Here is a 17,028-nt window from a genome sequence, read left to right as displayed (position 1 = left end):
GGTGTGGTCTCCCGCTCACGTCATCTCACGCGCCCTGCGGCCCCGCCAGGTAGTCCACCTTGCCCAGGTCCACCCCGTTGTGGCGCAGCAGCGCATAGGCGGTGACGACGTGGAAGAACATGTTGGGCAGGGCGTAGTGCTTCAGGTAGGCCTCGCCGGGCATGCTGCGGGTCTTGTCGCGGCCCACCGGGAACACGATCTCGGCGGCTTCGCGGCCGTCGATGGCCGTGGCGGGCACGGTGGCCAGCCAGTCCAGGGTTTTGGCGATGCGCGCCTTGAGTTCGGGGAAGGTGGTTTCGTTGTCCTCGAACTTCGGCGCCTCGATGCCGGCCAGGCGCGCGGTGCCGTTCTTGGCCGCGTCGCAGGCGATGCGGATCTGCGCGGTGAAGGGCAGCATGTCGGGTGCCAGGCGGGCGGCGCACAGCACGTTGACGTCGAACTTGCGCGCCGTGGCGCTGGCCTCGGCCTTCTCCAGGCAGTGCAACAGGTTGGTCAGTGCGGTCTGGAAGACGGGCAGGCTGGCGGACGAGAGTGTGATGGCCATGGGGGTTCCTGAAAGGGATGAAAGGGTCGGGAGCGCATGCTACGCGCCCCCGCGATCCCTTGCAGGCGGCGGGGCTCAGCCGTTCACACGAGAGCGTCGTCCGCCACCGTGGACCACCGCCGAAAGCGTTCCTGCAGGCGCTGCACCACCGGGGCCGCGGGCGGTGGGACGCTGGCGTAGGCGTCGCGGCCGTGCGGGGGCATGGCCCAGCGGGTGCTCAGCCAGGCGCCGCGCGCCGTGCCTTCGACTTCGTCCTGGCTGCGCACCACCGCCAGGGGCGCGAGCAGTGCGCTGAGCGCGGCCGCGTAGGCCGGGTTGTCGGCCAGCGGCCCTTCGAGGATCACCACGGACGAGGCATCGCCCTGTGGGGCGCGCGCCCGCAGCGCGGGGGGCAGCAGGTCGAGCAGGATGCGGGTGGTCATCATGGCGCAGTAGAGCGCGGCCAGGGCCGGCCGCAGGTGCAGGGGCACCACCTGGGGCGCGACGCCCATGGGCTGGTCGCCGCGCAGGATCTCGCCGGCCTGGCCGAAGAGGGTGTTGGGCCCGGCGTCGCTGCCGGGCAAGGCCAGCCACCCGGCTTCCAGCACCTCGTGCAGGGCGCGCTCGGTGGCCAGCGCCGGGTCGGCGCCGTGGCAGAGGTGGGCGAACTCGCGCCCGCCCATGAAGCGCGCGGTGGGCACGGGTTTGCCTTCGATGGACTGGTTGAAGAGCTGGTCGCGCAGCGGGTCGAGCGTGAGCGTGTCGGCGGGCACGCCGGGCGCCATGATGACCGTCCAGGTGCCGGTGGAGACGACGCTGGCGCCGGGCAGCGCGTGCAGGTGGCGCGCCAGGCAGGCGTTGCTGTCGTGCAGGCCGACGTGCACCTGGCAGCCGGCGGGCAGGCCGAGCGCGGTGGCGAGTTCGGGGCGCATCGGGCCCAGCGTTTCGTGCGCGAGGCGCAGCGGCGCGAAGCGCTCGGTCAGCCCCTGACGCACGGCCCAGGGGGCGAAGGCGTTGCGCGCCGGTTGCCACAGGTGGGTGTGGCAGCCCAGCGAGGTGGCTTCGTTGGCGACCGCGCCGGTGAGCCACCAGGCCCAGTACTGCGGATACGGCAGCCAGTGGCGCACGCGCGCCCAGTCCTGCGGCCGGTTCTGCTGCAGCCAGTAGAGCTGCAGGCCGGCGTTCAGGCCCAGCGGCAGCAGCGGCGAGCCGGTGACGTCGAAGCCGTCGAGCAGCGCGGTGTAGCGTTCGCGCCAGGGGCCGTAGCCGTCCCATTCGTAGTCCATGGGCGGCAGGGCCAGGCCGTGTTCGCCGATGGCGCAGAAGGCGGCGCCGTGGGTGGTGATGCCGATGCGGCCGATCTGCCGGCGCTCGGGCAGCGTGGGCATGGCGTCGAGCAGCCAGGCCCGCAGGGCTTCGGTGCCGAGCGCGGTGTAGCCGTCGGCCTCGACCGACGCGTTGGCCTGCACGCGGCGGGCCAGCACGTCGCCCTCGGCGTTGAACAGCACCAGCTTGGCGTTGCTCTTGCCGATGTCGAGCACCAGGGTGTGTGTGCCGCTGTCCATGGTCAATCGAGATGGAACAGGCACGGCAGGTCCTCGGCCACGGGCGAGCCGTCGGGGTGGCACCGCATGAGGTCCTTCATGTGCTGCCACCAGCGCTGCATCACCGGGTGCTGCGGCAGGCTGGCCATGGTGTGGCCCTGGCGGCGGCGCAACACGGCGAACAGCACCCCGTGTTCTTCGTCGAGGTAGATGCTGTAGTCCTCGATGCCCGCGTCCTTGAGCAGGGCCACCAGCTCGGGCCAGATGGCGTCGTGGCGGCGGCGGTATTCGGCCACACAGCCGGGGTTGAGGAACATGCGGAAAGCGTGTTTTTCGGTGGGCATGTCAGGCACTCCCTGCGGCCGGTGGCTTCTGGAAACGCGGGGCCAGGCGGCGCAGGTACTGGGGCAGCACCATGGCCACGATCAGCAGGCCGCCCACCACCATGGAGACCACGATGCCGGTGACGTTGAGCATGCCCATGGCAAAGGTGAAGCTGCCCAGCAGCACGGCCGCCAGCAGGGTGCCGACCACGCTGCCGCGCCCGCCCTGGATGGACACGCCGCCCAGGATCACGATGGTCACGGCGTCAAGCTCCCAGCCCATGGCCAGGTTGGGCCGCGTGCTGCCGATGCGCCCGGTCAGCAGCACCGCCGCCAGCGCCGCCATGATGCCGGCGAACACGAACAGGCCCAGGCGGTAGCGGTCCACCGCGATGCCGGAGAAGCGCGCGGTCACCGGGTTGGCGCCGATGGCGTAGATGCGCCGGCCGTGCACGGTGGCGTGCAGGAACAGGCCCACCAGCAGCGCCGCGACCAGCATGACGACAAACTCGATCGGCACGATGAGCCACGGCATATCGAGCAGGTCGCCCAGGTAGCCGTTGCCCCAGGTGACCAGGGTCTCGGGGTAGCCGGTGATGGCCTGGTCGCCCAACACCACCTGCGCCAGCCCCCGGTACAGCGAGAGCGTGCCGATGGTGACGACGATGGCGGGCAGTTTCCAGCGCGTGACCAGCCAGCCGTTGAGCGCGCCGCAGGCCGCGCCGGTGACCAGGGCCGCCAGCACCATGGTGCCGACGCCCGCGCCGGCCTGCATGGCAAAGCCCATGGCCATCGAGGCCAGGGCCATGGTGGCGGCGATGGACAGGTCGATCTCGCCGCCGATCACCAGCAGGGCCATGGCCAGCGCGATCAGCGCCTTCTCGGAAAAGTTGTAGGTGGTGTCGGCCAGCGCATAAGGCGTGAAGAAGCCTTCGATGCCCAGGCCGAAGCCCAGGTACACCAGCACGATCAGCGCGATGAGGATGCGCTCCCAGGTGTCCAGCGCCTTCATGCTTGGGCTCCTTGCGGGGTTTCGAGAATCTGGCGCCCCTGCGTGCGGTCGGCCCGCGCGTTGAGCACCACCGAGATCAGGATCACCGCGCCGGCAATGGCCTGCTGCCAGAACGGCGAGACCTGGATCACCGGCAGCGCGCCGTTGATGACGCCGATGAACAGCACGCCGAGCAGCGCGCCGGCAATCGTCCCGACGCCGCCGCCAATGCTCACGCCACCGATCACGCAGGCCGCGATCACCGTGAGCTCGTAGCCCGAGGCCAGTTCGGTGAAGGCGATCGAATAGCGCCCCACCCAGAGCAGGCCCGCGAGGCCGGCCAGCAGGCCCGAGAAGGTGTAGGCCATGACCAGGCGCTGGCGCACCGGGATGCCGGCGTACAGCGCCGCGTGCGGGTTGCCGCCGTAGGCGTAGAGCTCGCGCCCTTCGCGGCGCCAGCGCAGCAGGTAGGCGCTGACCAGCAACACGCCCAGCGCAAACCAGATCAGCGCGGGCAGGCCCAGCCAGTCCTCGCGCGGCAGGCCCTTGATGAGCGGGTGGATTTCGTGGTCGGAGATCCAGGCCCCGCCGCTGGCCACGAAGGTGGCGCCGCGGTAGGCCGAGAGCGTGCCCAGCGTGACCACGATGGGTGGCAGCGAGAACCGCATGATCAGCCAGCCGTTGACGGCGCCCAGCAGCGCGCCCACCACGCAGGCCATGAGCAGCAGCGCCGGCAGCGGCATGCCCGGCCAGGCGCGCGCGGCCAGCGCGCAGAGCATGCCGGTGAGCGCCAGGTTGGAGGCGACCGACAGGTCGACCCCACGGGTGAGCAGCACCAGCATCTGGCCCATGACCAGGATCACGAGGATGGCCGAATCGTTGCCGATGTCGAGCACGTTGCGCCAGCTCAGGAACACCGGCGCGCGCCAGCCCACGGCCAGCACGATGAGGACGATGATGGCCGCGAGCAGCCACTCGCGGCGGCGCGTATGGAAATGGGAAGACAGGCTCATGCGGCCATCTCCAGCACGTGTTGGTGGAGCGCCTCGGGCTCGATGCCCGAGGCCGCGGCCACGATGGTTTCGGCGTCGGCCTGGCCCTGTTCGTAGGTGGCCACCATGCGGCCCCGGCGCATGACCACGGTGCGGTGTGCCAGGTGCATCACCTCGGGCAGCTCGCTGGAGACCAGGATCACCGCCAGGCCCTGCGCCACCATCTCGGCGATCAGCTGGTAGACCGCCTGCTTGGCGCCCACGTCGATGCCCTTGGTGGGCTCGTCCAGGATCACGATGCGCGGGTTCAGCCCCAGCCACTTGGCGATCACCACCTTCTGCTGGTTGCCGCCCGACAGGCCCGACAGCGGCGTGTCCTGGCTCTCGGTCTTGATGCGCAGGCGCGCGATCATGGACTCGGCCAGCGCGGACTCGCGGACCCGGGACAACCAGGGTCCACGCGCGAGCGAGGCGGCGTTCGTGACCGGGCCGGCCAGGCCGGCAAGCGTGATGTTGTGGCGCACCGAAAAGTCCAGGATGCCGCCCTGGCGCTGACGCTCTTCGGGCACGTAGGCCAGGCCGGCGGCGATGGCGTCGGCGGGCTCGCGCACCTTCAGCGCCTTGCCGCCGACGCGGATCTGTCCACGCGCCAGCGGGTTCAGGCCCATCAGCGCGAGCATGGCTTCGCTGCGGCCCGCGCCCACCAGGCCATAAAAGCCCAGTATCTCGCCGGCGCGCAGCGAGAAGCCCAGGCCGTCGAATTCGGTGGGGTGCGAGAGGCCTTGCACCTCCAGCACCACGTCGCCCGCGCGGCGCGGGATGTGGGGGTAGATCTTCTCGATATCGCGCCCGGCCATGAGCTTGACCAGCTCGCCCTCGCGCGCGTCGGCGATGCGCCCGTGGCCCACCGAGGCGCCGTCGCGCAGCACCACGTAGCGGTCGGCGACGGCGAAGATTTCGTCGAACTTGTGGGTGATGAAGAGCACGGCCACGCCCTGCGCCTTCAGGCCCCGCACCAGGCCGTAGAAGTCGCGGATCTCGGCCTGCGAGAGCGCGGCGGTCGGTTCGTCCAGGATCACCACGCGCGCTTTTTGCGACAGCGCGCGGGCGATCTCGATCAGGTGGCGCTGCGCCAGGCTCAGCTGCTTGACCGGGGTGGTGGCGGCAAAGCCGGCGCCCACCTGGTCGAGCACGGTCTGGGCTTCGGTGTTCATGCGCGCCCAGTCGATGAACGACAGCGGCCCCAGCCGGCGCATGGGCTGGCGGCCGATGAAGATGTTCTCGGCCGCGCTCAGCTCCTCGAACATCACGGTTTCCTGGTGCACGGCCACGATGCCGGCGGCCTGTGCGTCCTGCGCGCGGGCAAAGCGCACCGGCTGGCCCCCCAGCTCGATGCGGCCTTCGTCGGGCTGGTAAACACCCGTCAGTGTCTTGACCAGCGTGGACTTGCCGGCGCCGTTTTCGCCGATGAGCGCGAGCACCTCGCCGCCCACCAGTTCCAGGTCCACGCCCTTGAGGGCGTGGGTGGGGCCGAAGCGTTTGTGAATGCCTTGTAGCCGGAGCCAGGCGGAGGGGTTCTCAGAGGTCATGGAGGCACATTGGAGCAAGAAACGACGACCTCAGGGCACCGAGGAACCGGCTTTGCCGGGCCTCTGGTGCCGTCCCCCTCCCGCCGAAGGCGAGAAGGGGGAAGACGCGAAGCGGCGCAGGGGGTTCCTCAAAAGATTTTCGCGAATTTGTCCACGTTGGTCGCGTCGTAGGTAAACGGCTCGGCCATGGCGGCTTCGCCGTTTTCGTCCAGCGTGGCCTTGCCCACGCGGCCCAGCGAAATCACCTCGCCCTTGCTGCCCTTGGCCGTGCCCTTCATGAAGGCGTGCACGGCGTGGATGGACGAGTAGCCCAGGTCGATCGGGTTCCAGATCGCGAACGACTTCACCGCGCCGCTCTGCACGTGGCCGGCCATCTCGGAGGGCAGGCCCAGGCCGGTCACGAAGATCTGGCCGACCTTCTTCTCGTCCTGCACGGCCTTGGCGGCCGCGGCGATGCCGACCGTGGTCGGGGCGACGATGGCCTTGAGGTTGGGGTAGCTCTTGAACAGGCCCTGCGCTTCGCGGTAGCTCTTGTCGGTCTGGTCGTCGCCGTAGACCACGTTGACCAGCTTCAGGCCGCTGTACTCGGGCTTGGCCAGCACCTTCTTCATCTCACCGATCCAGATGTTCTGGTTGGTGGCCTGCGCGGTGGCCGAGAGCACGGCGATCTCGCCCGTCTTGCCCACCACCTGCTCGCTCATCTTCACCAGCTTCTCGCCGATCAGCGCGCTGTTCGAGGGGTTGAGCTGCATCAGGCGGCCTTCCTTCTTCACACCCGAGTCGAACGAGATGACCTTGATGCCGCGGGCCATGGCCTTCTTGAGCGAGGGCACCAGCGCGTCGGGGTCGTTGGCGGAAATCACGATGGCCTTGACGTTCTGCGCGATCAGCGAGTTGACGATCTCGATCTGCCCTTCGGCGGTCGCCTTGGCCGGGCCGGTGTAGATGATCTCCACGTCCTTGAGCTCCTTGGCGGCTTCGAGCGCGCCCTGGTGGGCGGCGTCGAAGAAGCCGTTGCCCAGGCTCTTGACCACCAGGGCGATCTTGTCGGCGGCGAAGGCGGGCTGGGCCAGGGCAAGCGCCAGGGCGGCTGCGGTCAGTGCGAAGCGGGATTTTTTCATGTATGTCTCCAAAGGATGTCGTCGCGGTTGAAAAAGGCCGACCTGTCGGGGTCGATGTCCTGCCGTTGGTGATGGGAAACGCCAGCGGTCAAGATGGGTGGCCGGCCGGGGCGTCTCGCGCGCAGCCCCGGCCGGGGAATGGGTTCACACGATGCCGCCGCCACCGCCCACGGCGGCCGGGCGCTCGCCGGCCACCCGCTGGCGGTAGCCACTGGCGCGGTAGGCGGCCACCGGGTCGATGGCGCCACCGGCGTCCAGCCGCACGCGCTGCAGCAGCGGGGTCACGTCGGTCTGGAAGGCCTGCTTGAGCAGGTGGGTGGCGGTGAGCGCGTCGTTGGCGTCCTGCGCGGCGTCGAGCGCGGCGCGGTCCACCAGCAGGGCCTGCGCGTAACTGCGCTGCACCTGGATGGCGCTGGTCATCAGGCTCTCGATGGGATCGGTCACGTTGTGGCTCTGGTCCAGCATGTAGGCCGGGTCGAAGGCGACGCCTTCGTGCGCCGCGGCCACCAGTTCGTTGAACACCAGGAACAGGCGATACGGCGAGACGCTGCCCGCGTCCAGATCGTCGTCGCCGTACTTGCTGTCGTTGAAGTGGAAGCCCGCGAGCTTGCCGGCGGCGATCAGCCGCGCGACGATGAGTTCGATGTTCACGTTGGGCGCGTGGTGGCCCAGGTCCACCAGGCACTGCGCCTTCGGGCCCAGGGTCTGCGCGGCCAGGAAGCTGGAGCCCCAGTCCTGGATCACGGTGGCGTAGAAAGCCGGCTCGCAGATCTTGTGCTCCAGCAGCATGCGCCAGTCGCCCGGCAGCGCGGCGTAGATCTGCTGCGCGCTCTCCAGGTAGCGGTCAAAGGCGCGGCGGAAGTGCTGCTGGCCGGGGAAGTTGCTGCCGTCGCCGACCCACACCGTCAGCGCCTTGGAGCCCAGCGCCTGGCCGATGGCGATGCATTCCAGGTTGTGCGCCACGGCCTGGGCGCGGGTGGCGGCGTTGGTGTGGCTGAGGCTGCCGAACTTGTAACTGTGGGCCTGGCCGGGCTGGTCGCTGAAGGTGTTGGAGTTCATGGCGTCGAAGGCGAGGCCGGCGCTGGCCGCGGCTTGGCGCAGCTCGCTCCAGTCGCTGCACTTGTCCCAGGGGATGTGCAGGCTGACGGTGGGCGTGGCACGCGCCAGCTGCTGGATCACGCCGCAGTCCTGCAGCTTGTCGAACACATTGCGCGGCTCGCCCTGGCCAGGGAAGCGGGCGAAGCGCGTGCCGCCGGTGCCCACGCCCCAGCTGGGAATGGCGACGCCGAAGGCCGCGACCTGCTGGCGCACGGTCTCGATGTCGATCTGGCGCCGGGCCAGCTGTTCGCCCAGGTGCTCGTAGTCGCTCTGCACATGGCGCAACTGGGGTTCGTTGTGCGCCTCCAGCAATCCGTTGTCGATGGTCTTCATGTTGTCTCCTTGTTGAGCGGGTGCCTGAGCGCCCATCTCGTCCAGTGGACGCCGCGGAACCGGCTTTGCCCGGCCGCTGGTGTCGCCCCCTGGGGGGAAGCGCCGGCAGGCGCCTCGGGGGGTTATCTTGTAAATGCGGCGAGGTTGCCGGCGTCCACGTTGAGGATGTTGCCGGTGCTCTTGGCGCTGAGGTCTTCGCAGGCGAAGAAGTAGGTGGCCTCGGCGATGTCTTCGGGGAACACGCTGCGCTTGAGCATGGAGCGGTCGCGGTAGAAGGCTTCGAGGTCGTCTTCGCCGATCTTGTTGGCCTGGGCACGCTCCGCGCTCCACTGGCCGGTCCAGATCTTGGAACCGCGAATGACGGCGTCGGGGTTGACCACGTTGGAGCGGATGCCCAGCGGCGCGCCTTCGAGCGCGAAGCTGCGGGACAGCTGGATCTCGGCGGCCTTGGCCGCGCAGTAGGCGGTGGCCTGGTTGCTCGCGACCATGCCGTTTTTGCTGGCGATCATGACGATGGAGCCGCCCGTGCCCTGCGCCTTCATCAGCCTGAAGGCTTCGCGCGCCACCAGGAAGTAACCCGTGGCCAGGATGCTCTGGTTGCGGTTCCACAGTGCCAGCGTGGTTTCGTCGATGGGCGCGGCCGAGGCGATGCCGGCGTTGCTCACCAGGATGTCCACCCCGCCAAACGCCAGGGCGGCGCGGCCGTAGGCGGCGATCACGCTGGCCTCGTCGGTCACGTCGCAGCGCACGCCACGCACGTGGTCTTTGCCGTGGGCCTTGGCCAGGTCGGCGGTGACGCTGGCCAGCGCGTCCTCGTCGATGTCGGCCAGCACCACGCAGGCGCCCTCGGCCAGCATGCGCCGGGCAATGGCCTGGCCGATGCCGCCGGCCCCGCCGGTGACCAGGGCGACCTTGCCCACCAGTGGCTTGGGCTTGGGCATGCGCTGCAGCTTGGCTTCTTCGAGCAGCCAGTATTCGATGTCGAAGGCCTCCTGCTCGGGCAGGCCCACGTACTGGTCCACCGCATTGGCCTCGCGCATCACGTTGATGGCGTTCACGTAGAACTCACCGGCGATGCGGGCCGTGGCCTTGTCCTTGGCAATCGTCACCATGCCGATGCGCGGCAGCAGGATCACCACCGGGTTGGGGTCGCGCAACGCCGGGCTGTTGGCGCGCCGGCAGCGCTCGTAATAGGCGGCGTAGTCGGCGCGGTAGGCGGCCAGCAGGCCGTCCAGCGCGGTCTTGAGCGCCGGGCCTTCGAGCGTGTAGACCGCCTCGGGCACGATCAGCGGGCGGATCTTGGTGCGCAGGAAGTGGTCGGGGCACGAGGTGCCCAGCGCGGCCAGCGGTTCGAGTTCGGCCGAGTTGACGAACTGCATCACCTCGGGCGAGGTGTTCACGTGCAGCAGCTTGGGGCTGCCCTGGGCGGCCAGGCCGCGCAGCACGGGCAGCACACGCGCCAGCGTGGCCTCGCTCGCCTCGGTGGCCAGCGTGTCGAAGCGCGTGCCGCCGAACACCTGCACCTGGCGGCGCTCGCGTTCCCGCGACAACCAGGCCTGCGCGCGCTCGATCAGGTCCACCGTGTTTTCGTAGCAGGCGCGGGACGACTCGCCCCAGCTGAACAGACCATGGCCGCCGAGCACGATGCCGCGCAGGCCGGGGTGTGCGGCGTTGTAGGCGGCCAGGCGCTGGCCCAGCTCATAACCCGGGCGCAGCCAAGGTAGCCAGCCCACGGTGCCCTCGTACACCTGCCGGGTGATGGCTTCGCCGTTGGCCATGGCCGCGATCGCGATCACGGCGTCCGGGTGCATGTGGTCCACGTGCGCATAGGGCAGCGAAGAATGCAGCGGGGTGTCGATGGAGGCCGCGCGGGTATTGAGGTTGAAGGTGCAGTGCGGCAGGTAGGCCACCATCTCGTCTTCGTGCGCCAGGCCGCGGTACAGGCCCTTGAGCGCGCGCAGCTTGTCCATGTAGAGCGTGGAGAAGCCGTCGAGCTTCATGGAGCCCACGTCACCGCCCGAGCCCTTGACCCAGAGCACTTCCACGTCGGCGCCACTCAGGGGGTCGCGCTGCCAGATCTTGGCCGAGGTGTTGCCACCGCCGTAGTTGGTGATGCGCAGGTCCGAACCGAGCAGGTTGGAGCGGTACAGAAGCAGGTGGGGCTGGTCCATGCCGGCGGTCGCGGCGTCGTCCCACTGGGGAAAGGCTGGGGGGGTGGCTGTGTTCATGGGACGGGATGCTAGGCCGCGCCCCCAGTCCCGGCTATTGATGGAAATTGATCAAATCGATAACGAAGTCTTATATTCCAGCCCTGGCCGCGTCGGCAGCCGGGTGACGGCCAGCAGGGGCGCTGCTTTTATCCGGGAATGTCCTGAGGAGAAATCGAGATGATGGAATTGAAGGTCCGCCACTTGCGGGTGTTCGAGGCGGTGGCCAGCTGTGGCAGCTTCTCGCGCGCGGCCGAGCAGCTGGCGCTGACGCAGCCCGCTGTCTCGATGGTGGTGCGCCAGCTGGAGCAGGAACTGGGCACCGCCCTGTTCGACCCGACCGACCGCAAGCGCCTGAGCGACGCCGGGCAGGAGCTGCTGGGGCACGCCCGCATCATCCTGGCGCAGGTGCGCGCGGCCGAAGAAGCCATGGCCTTCTACACCGAGAGCGGCAGCACCGAGGCCTCGCGTGGCCTGCGCGGGCTGCTGCACCTGGGCGTGGTGCAGACCGCCAACTACTTCGCGCCGCGCCTGCTCAGTGAATTCCACCGGCGCCACCCCGACGTGCACCTCAAGCTCACGGTGGGCAAGCGCTCGGAGATCCTGGCCATGCTGGCCGAGCGGCGGCTGGACATCGCCATCACCGGTTACCCGCCGTCCGAGGCCGACGTGGAAGCGCACAGCTTCGCCCGGCATCCGCACTGCATCGTGGCGCCGGTGAACCACCCGCTGGCGCGGCGCGGCGCGCTGGAATGGACCGACCTGCGGCAGGAAGACTTCATCTTCCGCGAGCCCGGTTCGTCGACCCGGCTGTTCCTCGAACAACTGCTGCAGGCGCAATCGATCCAGGTGCGCCAGCGGCTGGAACTCTCGGGCAACGAGACGGTGAAACACGCGGTGATGGAGGGCCTGGGCATCAGCTTCCTGTCGGCCCACGTGTTCCAGGTGGAGCTGGAAGCCGGCCGCATCGCCGTGCTCGACCTCGCCGACATGCCCAAGTACATCGACTGGTGCTTCATCCACCGGCGCGACGTCACGCTCAACGGCGTGAACCAGGCCTTCAAGGACTTCGTGTTCGCGGAGGGGACGCGGATCGCGGCGTGTCTGGTGCGGGGATGAGCAAGGCCAATATCCAGGCAACAGTGGGCGCACACCCCAGAGTTACAAGGTCGGAACAATGTCCCACAACATGTGCGCGAACACGGGTGGCCAGAGGTCTTTGCGCCACACGTAGGCCATGGTGAAGACCAGGCCGAAGGTGAGGACCCACACGACACCCAGCGGGCCCTGGTAGAGGTGATACAACACCCGCGCCAGCAGCGGCAATCCCACGGCCACCGACAGGCCAAATCCACGCAGGCCACGCACCAGGACACCCAGCAGGAACACCTCCTCGAACGCGCCATTGACCATGGCGAGCGCAATGCGCGAGATCAACGACGTGTCATCGAAGCTGAAGCCAATGGCGTCCGTCGCACTGGCTGCGTTGAACAAGGTTGTGACGATGGCCCCGGACAGCCAGCACGCCAGAAACAGCCCCACACCGACCGTCGTGCCGCGCATGGTCGGATGCGGATACAGGGGTCCCAGATCGAAGCTTCGCGAACGCAGATACAGCAACGTGACCGAAGCCAACACCAATTCGATGAAAACCATCGCCCAGTTGCCGTCTTCCGAGAAGTTGGCGTCGGGGAACCCGGCCAACAAGGCCTGAAACGACCAGAGAATGAAGAGCCCGAAACAGAGGGTTGTGACCGTTGAGGCCTCCGGGAGCGAAAGGGTGGTCTTCTTGTCAGTGGGCATGGACGGTCAGGAGCATCTGACACGGCCTTCGGGACACGGCCTTTGGTCAGCTTGCACGGTGGTTGGAGCTCGCGCAAGCATAGGTCAAATGCCAGCAGAGGGCTTCCCTGCCCGCAGTCACCACCTCAGGCCCGGCTCACGAAAGCGCGGCCTCGTAGATGGCCAAGTCGGATTTGGAAAAGCAGCAGAAGATGACGGACTGCACCGGGCAGCCCGCTGCCAGCACCTGACGAACCGTCGCGACTGCCACCGTCGACGCTTCTTCGATGGGGTAGCCGAAGATGCCCGTGCTGATGCTGGGAAACGCCAACGATGCCACCCCGGCGGCAGCGGCCACCTCCAGCGACCGCCGGTAGCACGAGGCGAGCATTGGTGGCTCTCCATGCGCGCCGCCACGCCACACGGGCCCGACCGTGTGCACGATGAACCGGGCGGGCAGCCGATAGCCCTTGGTCAGTTTGGCGTCGCCCGTCTTGCAGCCCCCGAGCAGGCGGCATTCGTGCAGCAGCTCGGGCCCCGCGGCCCGGTGGATGGCCCCGTCCACCCCGCCGCCACCGAGCAGCGAGGAGTTGGCGGCGTTGACGATGGCGTCGACGCGCAGCTGGGTGATGTCGCCCTGGATGGCCTTCAGAAACATCGGTGGAAAAGCTGTCTTCAATCAGACCTTCTTCGCCAGCCCCAGCCGCTCGATGGTGGCCTTCTCGGCCTTGAAGGTGCGCTCGCCGTAGGCCGTGTAATCGGCGCTGTTCATGTAGATCACGGGCTGGAAGAACTTGTCGAGCGTGGCGAGTACGGCCGGGTCTTCCAGCGTCTTCTTGAAGGCGTCGTGCAGCACCTTCACCACCGCCGGGGCCATGCCCTTGGGGCCGCCGATGCCGAAGGGCGATTCGTTGATGGTGTCCCAGCCGCTTTCCTTGACGGTCGGCACGTCGGGGAAGGCCTTGTTGCGGTTGCTGCCCAGCGTGGCCAGCAGGCGCAGCTTGCCGCTCTGCACATGCGGCGCGAACTCGGTGGTGCCGCTCATCATGCGGATGTGGCCACCCAGGATGGCCTGCATGATCTCGGCCGAACCCTTGAACGGAACCGGGTTGAGCCGGATGCCCGCCTTTTCGCTGAACTCTTCGATGGCCAGGTGCGGCGTGGTGCCCGTTCCGGTGTGGCCGTACTCCAGCTGGCCGGGGTTGGCCTTGGCGTAGGCCACCATCTCCTTGAGCGTCTTGAACGGCGCGTCGGCCGTGCAGGCGATGCCGAAGGTGTAGCCGGTGAGGCAGACGATGTGGGTGAGGTCGGCCACCGGGTCGAAGGGCATCTTCTGCATGTGCGGCAGGCGGTAGATGCCCAGCGGCAGCTGCGTGAGCGTGTAGCCGTCGGGAACGGCGCCCACCATGGCGGCCGCGCCCAGCGTGCCGCCCACACCGGGTTTGTTCTCGATGATCACGGGCACACCCAGCGTCTTGCTGGCGCTGTCGGCGAAGGCGCGCATGACGCCGTCGCTGCTGCCCCCGGCGGGCCAGGGCGCGATCAGCTTGATGGGGCGTGAGGGGTACTTGTCCTGCGCAAACACATGGCTGGGCAGCAGGGCCGGCGCGGCGATGGCGGCCGCGGTGGTCAGCACTTGGCGGCGGTTGAAGGTGGCGGGGCGATGGGTGCTCATGGGTGTCTCCTGCGGGATGGAATGGACAGCCCCACAACATAGCCCGCCACGCCTGCGCCGTGAACCGGGGCCGCCCCATGGCATGCCGATTTTGGGTCACACACGCGACTGGAGGCCGCCCACCGACGCGGGCTGGCCATCCCAGGGAGGAACCGCGCGGATCTGCATGGCCGCAGGCGTTAGCATGGATGCCTCATGTTGATGCGCCACACCCCCCACCTGTCGTTGAGCCTGCTAGCGCAGGGCCGGGGTTTGTTCGCGCGCCAGGTGTGGCCTTCCGCCACACCCTGATCTCCCCGAACCCCGGCCCCACAACGGTCACCATCCCGGTGGGCCGCAGGGCGTTGTGCGCGTTTTCTCCCCCTCCATCACCCGGCACCGACCAGGTGCGACGCTTGCCCATTGCACAAACATGAACGAACACCTTCTTCGCGAACCTGCACCCATCCCCGCCCTCTGGGCCGACACCCGCGCCACCGGCTTCACCATGGCGTCCGATCCGTTGACCTGCAGCCTGCTGCGCACACTGGCCGCCGCGAAGCCCGGCGGCCGCTTGCTGGAGCTGGGCGCCGGCACGGGCCTGTCCACCGCCTGGCTGCTCGACGGCATGGACGCGGGGGCACACCTCACCACGGTGGACAACGACCCCTTTCTGCTCGCGGTGCTGCACCGCCACCTGGGCCACGACCCGCGGCTCACCGCCGTCTGCGCCGATGGCGATCCCTTCCTGTGTTCGTTGCCGGTCGCTTCGTTCGATCTCGTCTTTGCCGACACCTGGTCGGGCAAATACCGCCTGCTCGACGAAGCGCTGGCCTTGCTCAAGCCGGGAGGCATCTATGTCATCGACGACATGCTGCCGCAAGCCAACTGGCCCGAGGGCCACGCCGAGAAGGTCCGGCAACTGCTGGACACGCTGGACGGGCGCACCGACTTCCACACCACGCAACTGGCCTGGGCCAGTGGCATGGTGCTGGCCACACGGCGCGCCTGACCGGCACAGCGCCGACGGATGGAACGGTGGGTGGATGGTGTCGGGTTCTCCCCGATTCGGCCATTGACTTGGTTATCTAGAGTAACTATTCTGCGGAACGGTTCGAACCGCCCACAAGAACCCAGGAGACCTGCATGCACACACGCCCCCACCCTCGCGGCCCCTGGGCCTCGGTCGCGCTCACCGCGCTGACGATCACCACGCTCGCGGCCTGTTCGACCGCACCCCACCTGGCCCCCGGCGCCGCACTGGCGCCGGCCCGGCCGGCGAGCATGGCCGGTTGTGAGGCCCTGGCGGGCCGGCTCGCCGGGCTGGCCCACACCCGCATCCAGAGCGTCACGGCGGTGGCCGCGGGTGCGCTCAAGGCCGGCGCGCAGGACGTGGCCGCGCACTGCGTGGTGCTGGGCGCGATGCACGAGCGCATGGGCGCCGACGGCAAGACGCCCTACGCCATCGGCTTCGAGATGCGCCTGCCGCTGCGCTGGAACGGGCGCTTCCTGTACCAAGGCAACGGTGGCATCGACGGCTCGGTGCAGCCCGCGCTGGGCGCCTTCGGCGGCGGCCCGATCACCTCCGCCCTGCACCAGGGTTTCGCCGTGATCAGCTCGGACGCCGGCCACGACAACCAGCTCACGCGCGGCCCCGGCTTCGGCCTGGACCCGCAGGCGCGGCTCGACTACGGCTACCAGGCGGCAAGCTCACCCCCATGGCCAAGGAAGTGGTGCGCCGGGCCTACGGCAAGGCGCCCGACCGCTCCTACATCGCCGGCTGCTCCAACGGCGGTCGCCATGTGCTGGTGGCCGCCGCGCGTTACCCCGACATGTTCGACGGCTTCCTGGCCGGCGCGCCGGGCTACAACCTGCCCAAGGCGGCCGTGGCCAACATCTGGGGCGCGCAGCAGTACAAGAAGGTCGCCACCAACCCCAAGGACCTCGGCAGCGCCTTCACCCAGCCCGAACGCCAGACCGTGGCGAAGGCCGTGCTGGACCGCTGCGACGCGCTCGACGGCGCCCGCGACGGCATGGTGCAACACCCCACCGCCTGCCAGGCCGCGTTCAACCTGGCCCGCGACGTGCCCACCTGCAACGGCGAGCGCAACGGCAGCTGCCTGAGCAGCGCGCAGAAGGCGGCGATCGCGCCCATCTTCAGCGGCGCCACCACGCGCGACGGAAAACCCTTCTACGCCAGCTTCCCCTACGACGCCGGCCTGGCCAGCCCCGGTGTGGCCAACTGGGAGTTCAGCGCGCCGATCCAGCGCGACTCGGGCGCCGTGGGCCTCATCTTCGGCGCACCGCCGCAGAACCCGGCCAGCTTCAACGGCGAGGCCTTCGCGCTCAACGGCGACGTGGACGCGATGCTCGCTTCGGTGCAGGCCACGGCCGGGCCGTTCACCGAATCGGCCATGGACTTCATGACCCCGCCCGACGCCACCGACCTGGGCCGCGTGAAGGCCAGGGGCGGCAAGCTGCTGGTCTACCACGGCATGAGCGACGCGATCTTCTCGCCGCACGACACGCAGGCCTGGTACGAGGGCCTGGACCGGCGCACCGGCGGCGACCCGTCGGGCTTCGCGCGCTTCTTCCGCGTGCCGGGCATGGACCACTGCCGCGCCGGCCCGTCCACCGACCAGTTCGACGCGCTCGGCCCGCTGGTGCAGTGGGTGGAGCAAGGCATCGCGCCCGACCAGATCATCGCCACCGCGCGCGGCCCGGGTAACGCCGGCGAGCTCAACCCCGATGTGCCCGCCAGCTGGGCGCCCAACCGCTCACGGCCGCTGTGCGCCTACCCCAAGGTCGCCACCTACAAGGGCTCGGGCAGCCTCGAAGAGGCCAGCAGCTTCGCCTGCCGCTGAACGCCCG

General features: G+C 68.9%; 14 protein-coding genes and 1 pseudogene. 3 read left to right on the top strand and 12 right to left on the bottom strand.

Annotation, left to right across the window (positions count from 1 at the left end; translation table 11 throughout):
• Positions 1 to 25: 25 nt before the first annotated feature.
• The 9 genes from AC07YZ_RS19375 to AC07YZ_RS19335 all read right to left on the bottom strand — a co-directional run bounded on the left by AC07YZ_RS19375 (position 26) and on the right by AC07YZ_RS19335 (position 10,742).
• Entirely contained in the window at positions 26 to 544 is a 519-nt protein-coding gene (locus tag AC07YZ_RS19375) for a DUF1993 domain-containing protein (protein ID WP_494795934.1), read from the bottom strand.
• A gap of 83 nt (positions 545 to 627) precedes the next feature.
• A complete protein-coding gene (locus tag AC07YZ_RS19370) occupies positions 628 to 2,088 on the bottom strand; it encodes an FGGY-family carbohydrate kinase (protein WP_494795933.1) in 1,461 nt (486 codons plus the stop codon).
• Positions 2,089 to 2,090: 2 nt separating this feature from the next.
• A complete protein-coding gene (gene rhaM, locus AC07YZ_RS19365; RefSeq protein ID WP_494795932.1) occupies positions 2,091 to 2,411 on the bottom strand; it encodes an L-rhamnose mutarotase in 321 nt (106 codons plus the stop codon).
• 1 nt (position 2,412) lies between these two features.
• Entirely contained in the window at positions 2,413 to 3,402 is a 990-nt protein-coding gene (locus tag AC07YZ_RS19360) for an ABC transporter permease (RefSeq protein ID WP_494795931.1), read from the bottom strand.
• Entirely contained in the window at positions 3,399 to 4,394 is a 996-nt protein-coding gene (locus tag AC07YZ_RS19355) for an ABC transporter permease (RefSeq protein WP_226490767.1), read from the bottom strand. Before AC07YZ_RS19355 ends, AC07YZ_RS19360 begins: the two co-directional genes overlap by 4 nt.
• Positions 4,391 to 5,962, bottom strand: a complete 1,572-nt coding sequence (locus AC07YZ_RS19350; protein ID WP_494795930.1) for a sugar ABC transporter ATP-binding protein — start codon at positions 5,960 to 5,962, stop codon at positions 4,391 to 4,393. Before AC07YZ_RS19350 ends, AC07YZ_RS19355 begins: the two co-directional genes overlap by 4 nt.
• A gap of 128 nt (positions 5,963 to 6,090) precedes the next feature.
• Positions 6,091 to 7,083, bottom strand: a complete 993-nt coding sequence (rhaS, locus tag AC07YZ_RS19345) for a rhamnose ABC transporter substrate-binding protein (RefSeq protein WP_494795929.1) — start codon at positions 7,081 to 7,083, stop codon at positions 6,091 to 6,093.
• Between the two features lie 144 nt (positions 7,084 to 7,227).
• The gene (gene rhaI, locus AC07YZ_RS19340; RefSeq protein WP_494795928.1) at positions 7,228 to 8,514 is read right to left on the bottom strand and encodes an L-rhamnose catabolism isomerase; all 1,287 of its coding nucleotides are present in this window, start codon (positions 8,512 to 8,514) and stop codon (positions 7,228 to 7,230) included.
• A gap of 122 nt (positions 8,515 to 8,636) precedes the next feature.
• On the bottom strand, positions 8,637 to 10,742 hold the full coding sequence (locus AC07YZ_RS19335; protein WP_494795927.1) for a bifunctional rhamnulose-1-phosphate aldolase/short-chain dehydrogenase: 2,106 nt from the start codon (positions 10,740 to 10,742) through the stop codon (positions 8,637 to 8,639).
• Positions 10,743 to 10,901: 159 nt separating this feature from the next.
• On the opposite strand from AC07YZ_RS19335, the gene AC07YZ_RS19330 reads away from it, so the two are divergent.
• Positions 10,902 to 11,840 carry a LysR family transcriptional regulator gene (locus AC07YZ_RS19330; protein ID WP_226490762.1) on the top strand — a complete coding sequence of 313 codons (939 nt, stop codon included), beginning with the start codon at positions 10,902 to 10,904 and terminating at the stop codon, positions 11,838 to 11,840.
• A 42-nt stretch (positions 11,841 to 11,882) separates the two neighbouring features.
• On the opposite strand, the gene AC07YZ_RS19325 is transcribed toward AC07YZ_RS19330, so the two are convergent.
• The 3 genes from AC07YZ_RS19325 to AC07YZ_RS19315 form a co-directional block, all read right to left on the bottom strand.
• Positions 11,883 to 12,524: a CPBP family intramembrane glutamic endopeptidase gene (locus AC07YZ_RS19325; RefSeq protein ID WP_494795926.1), complete on the bottom strand. Its 642-nt coding sequence runs from the start codon at positions 12,522 to 12,524 to the stop codon at positions 11,883 to 11,885.
• A gap of 136 nt (positions 12,525 to 12,660) precedes the next feature.
• Positions 12,661 to 13,161, bottom strand: a complete 501-nt coding sequence (locus tag AC07YZ_RS19320) for an O-acetyl-ADP-ribose deacetylase (protein WP_494796015.1) — start codon at positions 13,159 to 13,161, stop codon at positions 12,661 to 12,663.
• Positions 13,162 to 13,182: 21 nt separating this feature from the next.
• Entirely contained in the window at positions 13,183 to 14,178 is a 996-nt protein-coding gene (locus AC07YZ_RS19315) for a tripartite tricarboxylate transporter substrate binding protein (RefSeq protein ID WP_494795925.1), read from the bottom strand.
• A gap of 412 nt (positions 14,179 to 14,590) precedes the next feature.
• Here AC07YZ_RS19315 and AC07YZ_RS19310 point away from each other — a divergent pair, with 412 nt between their 5' ends.
• Together AC07YZ_RS19310 and AC07YZ_RS19305 are read left to right on the top strand one after the other, a co-directional pair.
• Positions 14,591 to 15,169, top strand: a complete 579-nt coding sequence (locus tag AC07YZ_RS19310; protein ID WP_226490760.1) for an O-methyltransferase — start codon at positions 14,591 to 14,593, stop codon at positions 15,167 to 15,169.
• Between the two features lie 134 nt (positions 15,170 to 15,303).
• Positions 15,304 to 17,021, top strand: a pseudogene (locus tag AC07YZ_RS19305) (tannase/feruloyl esterase family alpha/beta hydrolase).
• Positions 17,022 to 17,028 lie beyond the last annotated feature (7 nt).

The sequence above is a fragment of the Hydrogenophaga sp. GW101-3F08 genome (assembly GCF_059424585.1).
The sequence above is the reverse complement of the archived record's forward strand: the minus strand, read 5'-3'. Positions and strand labels throughout refer to the sequence as shown.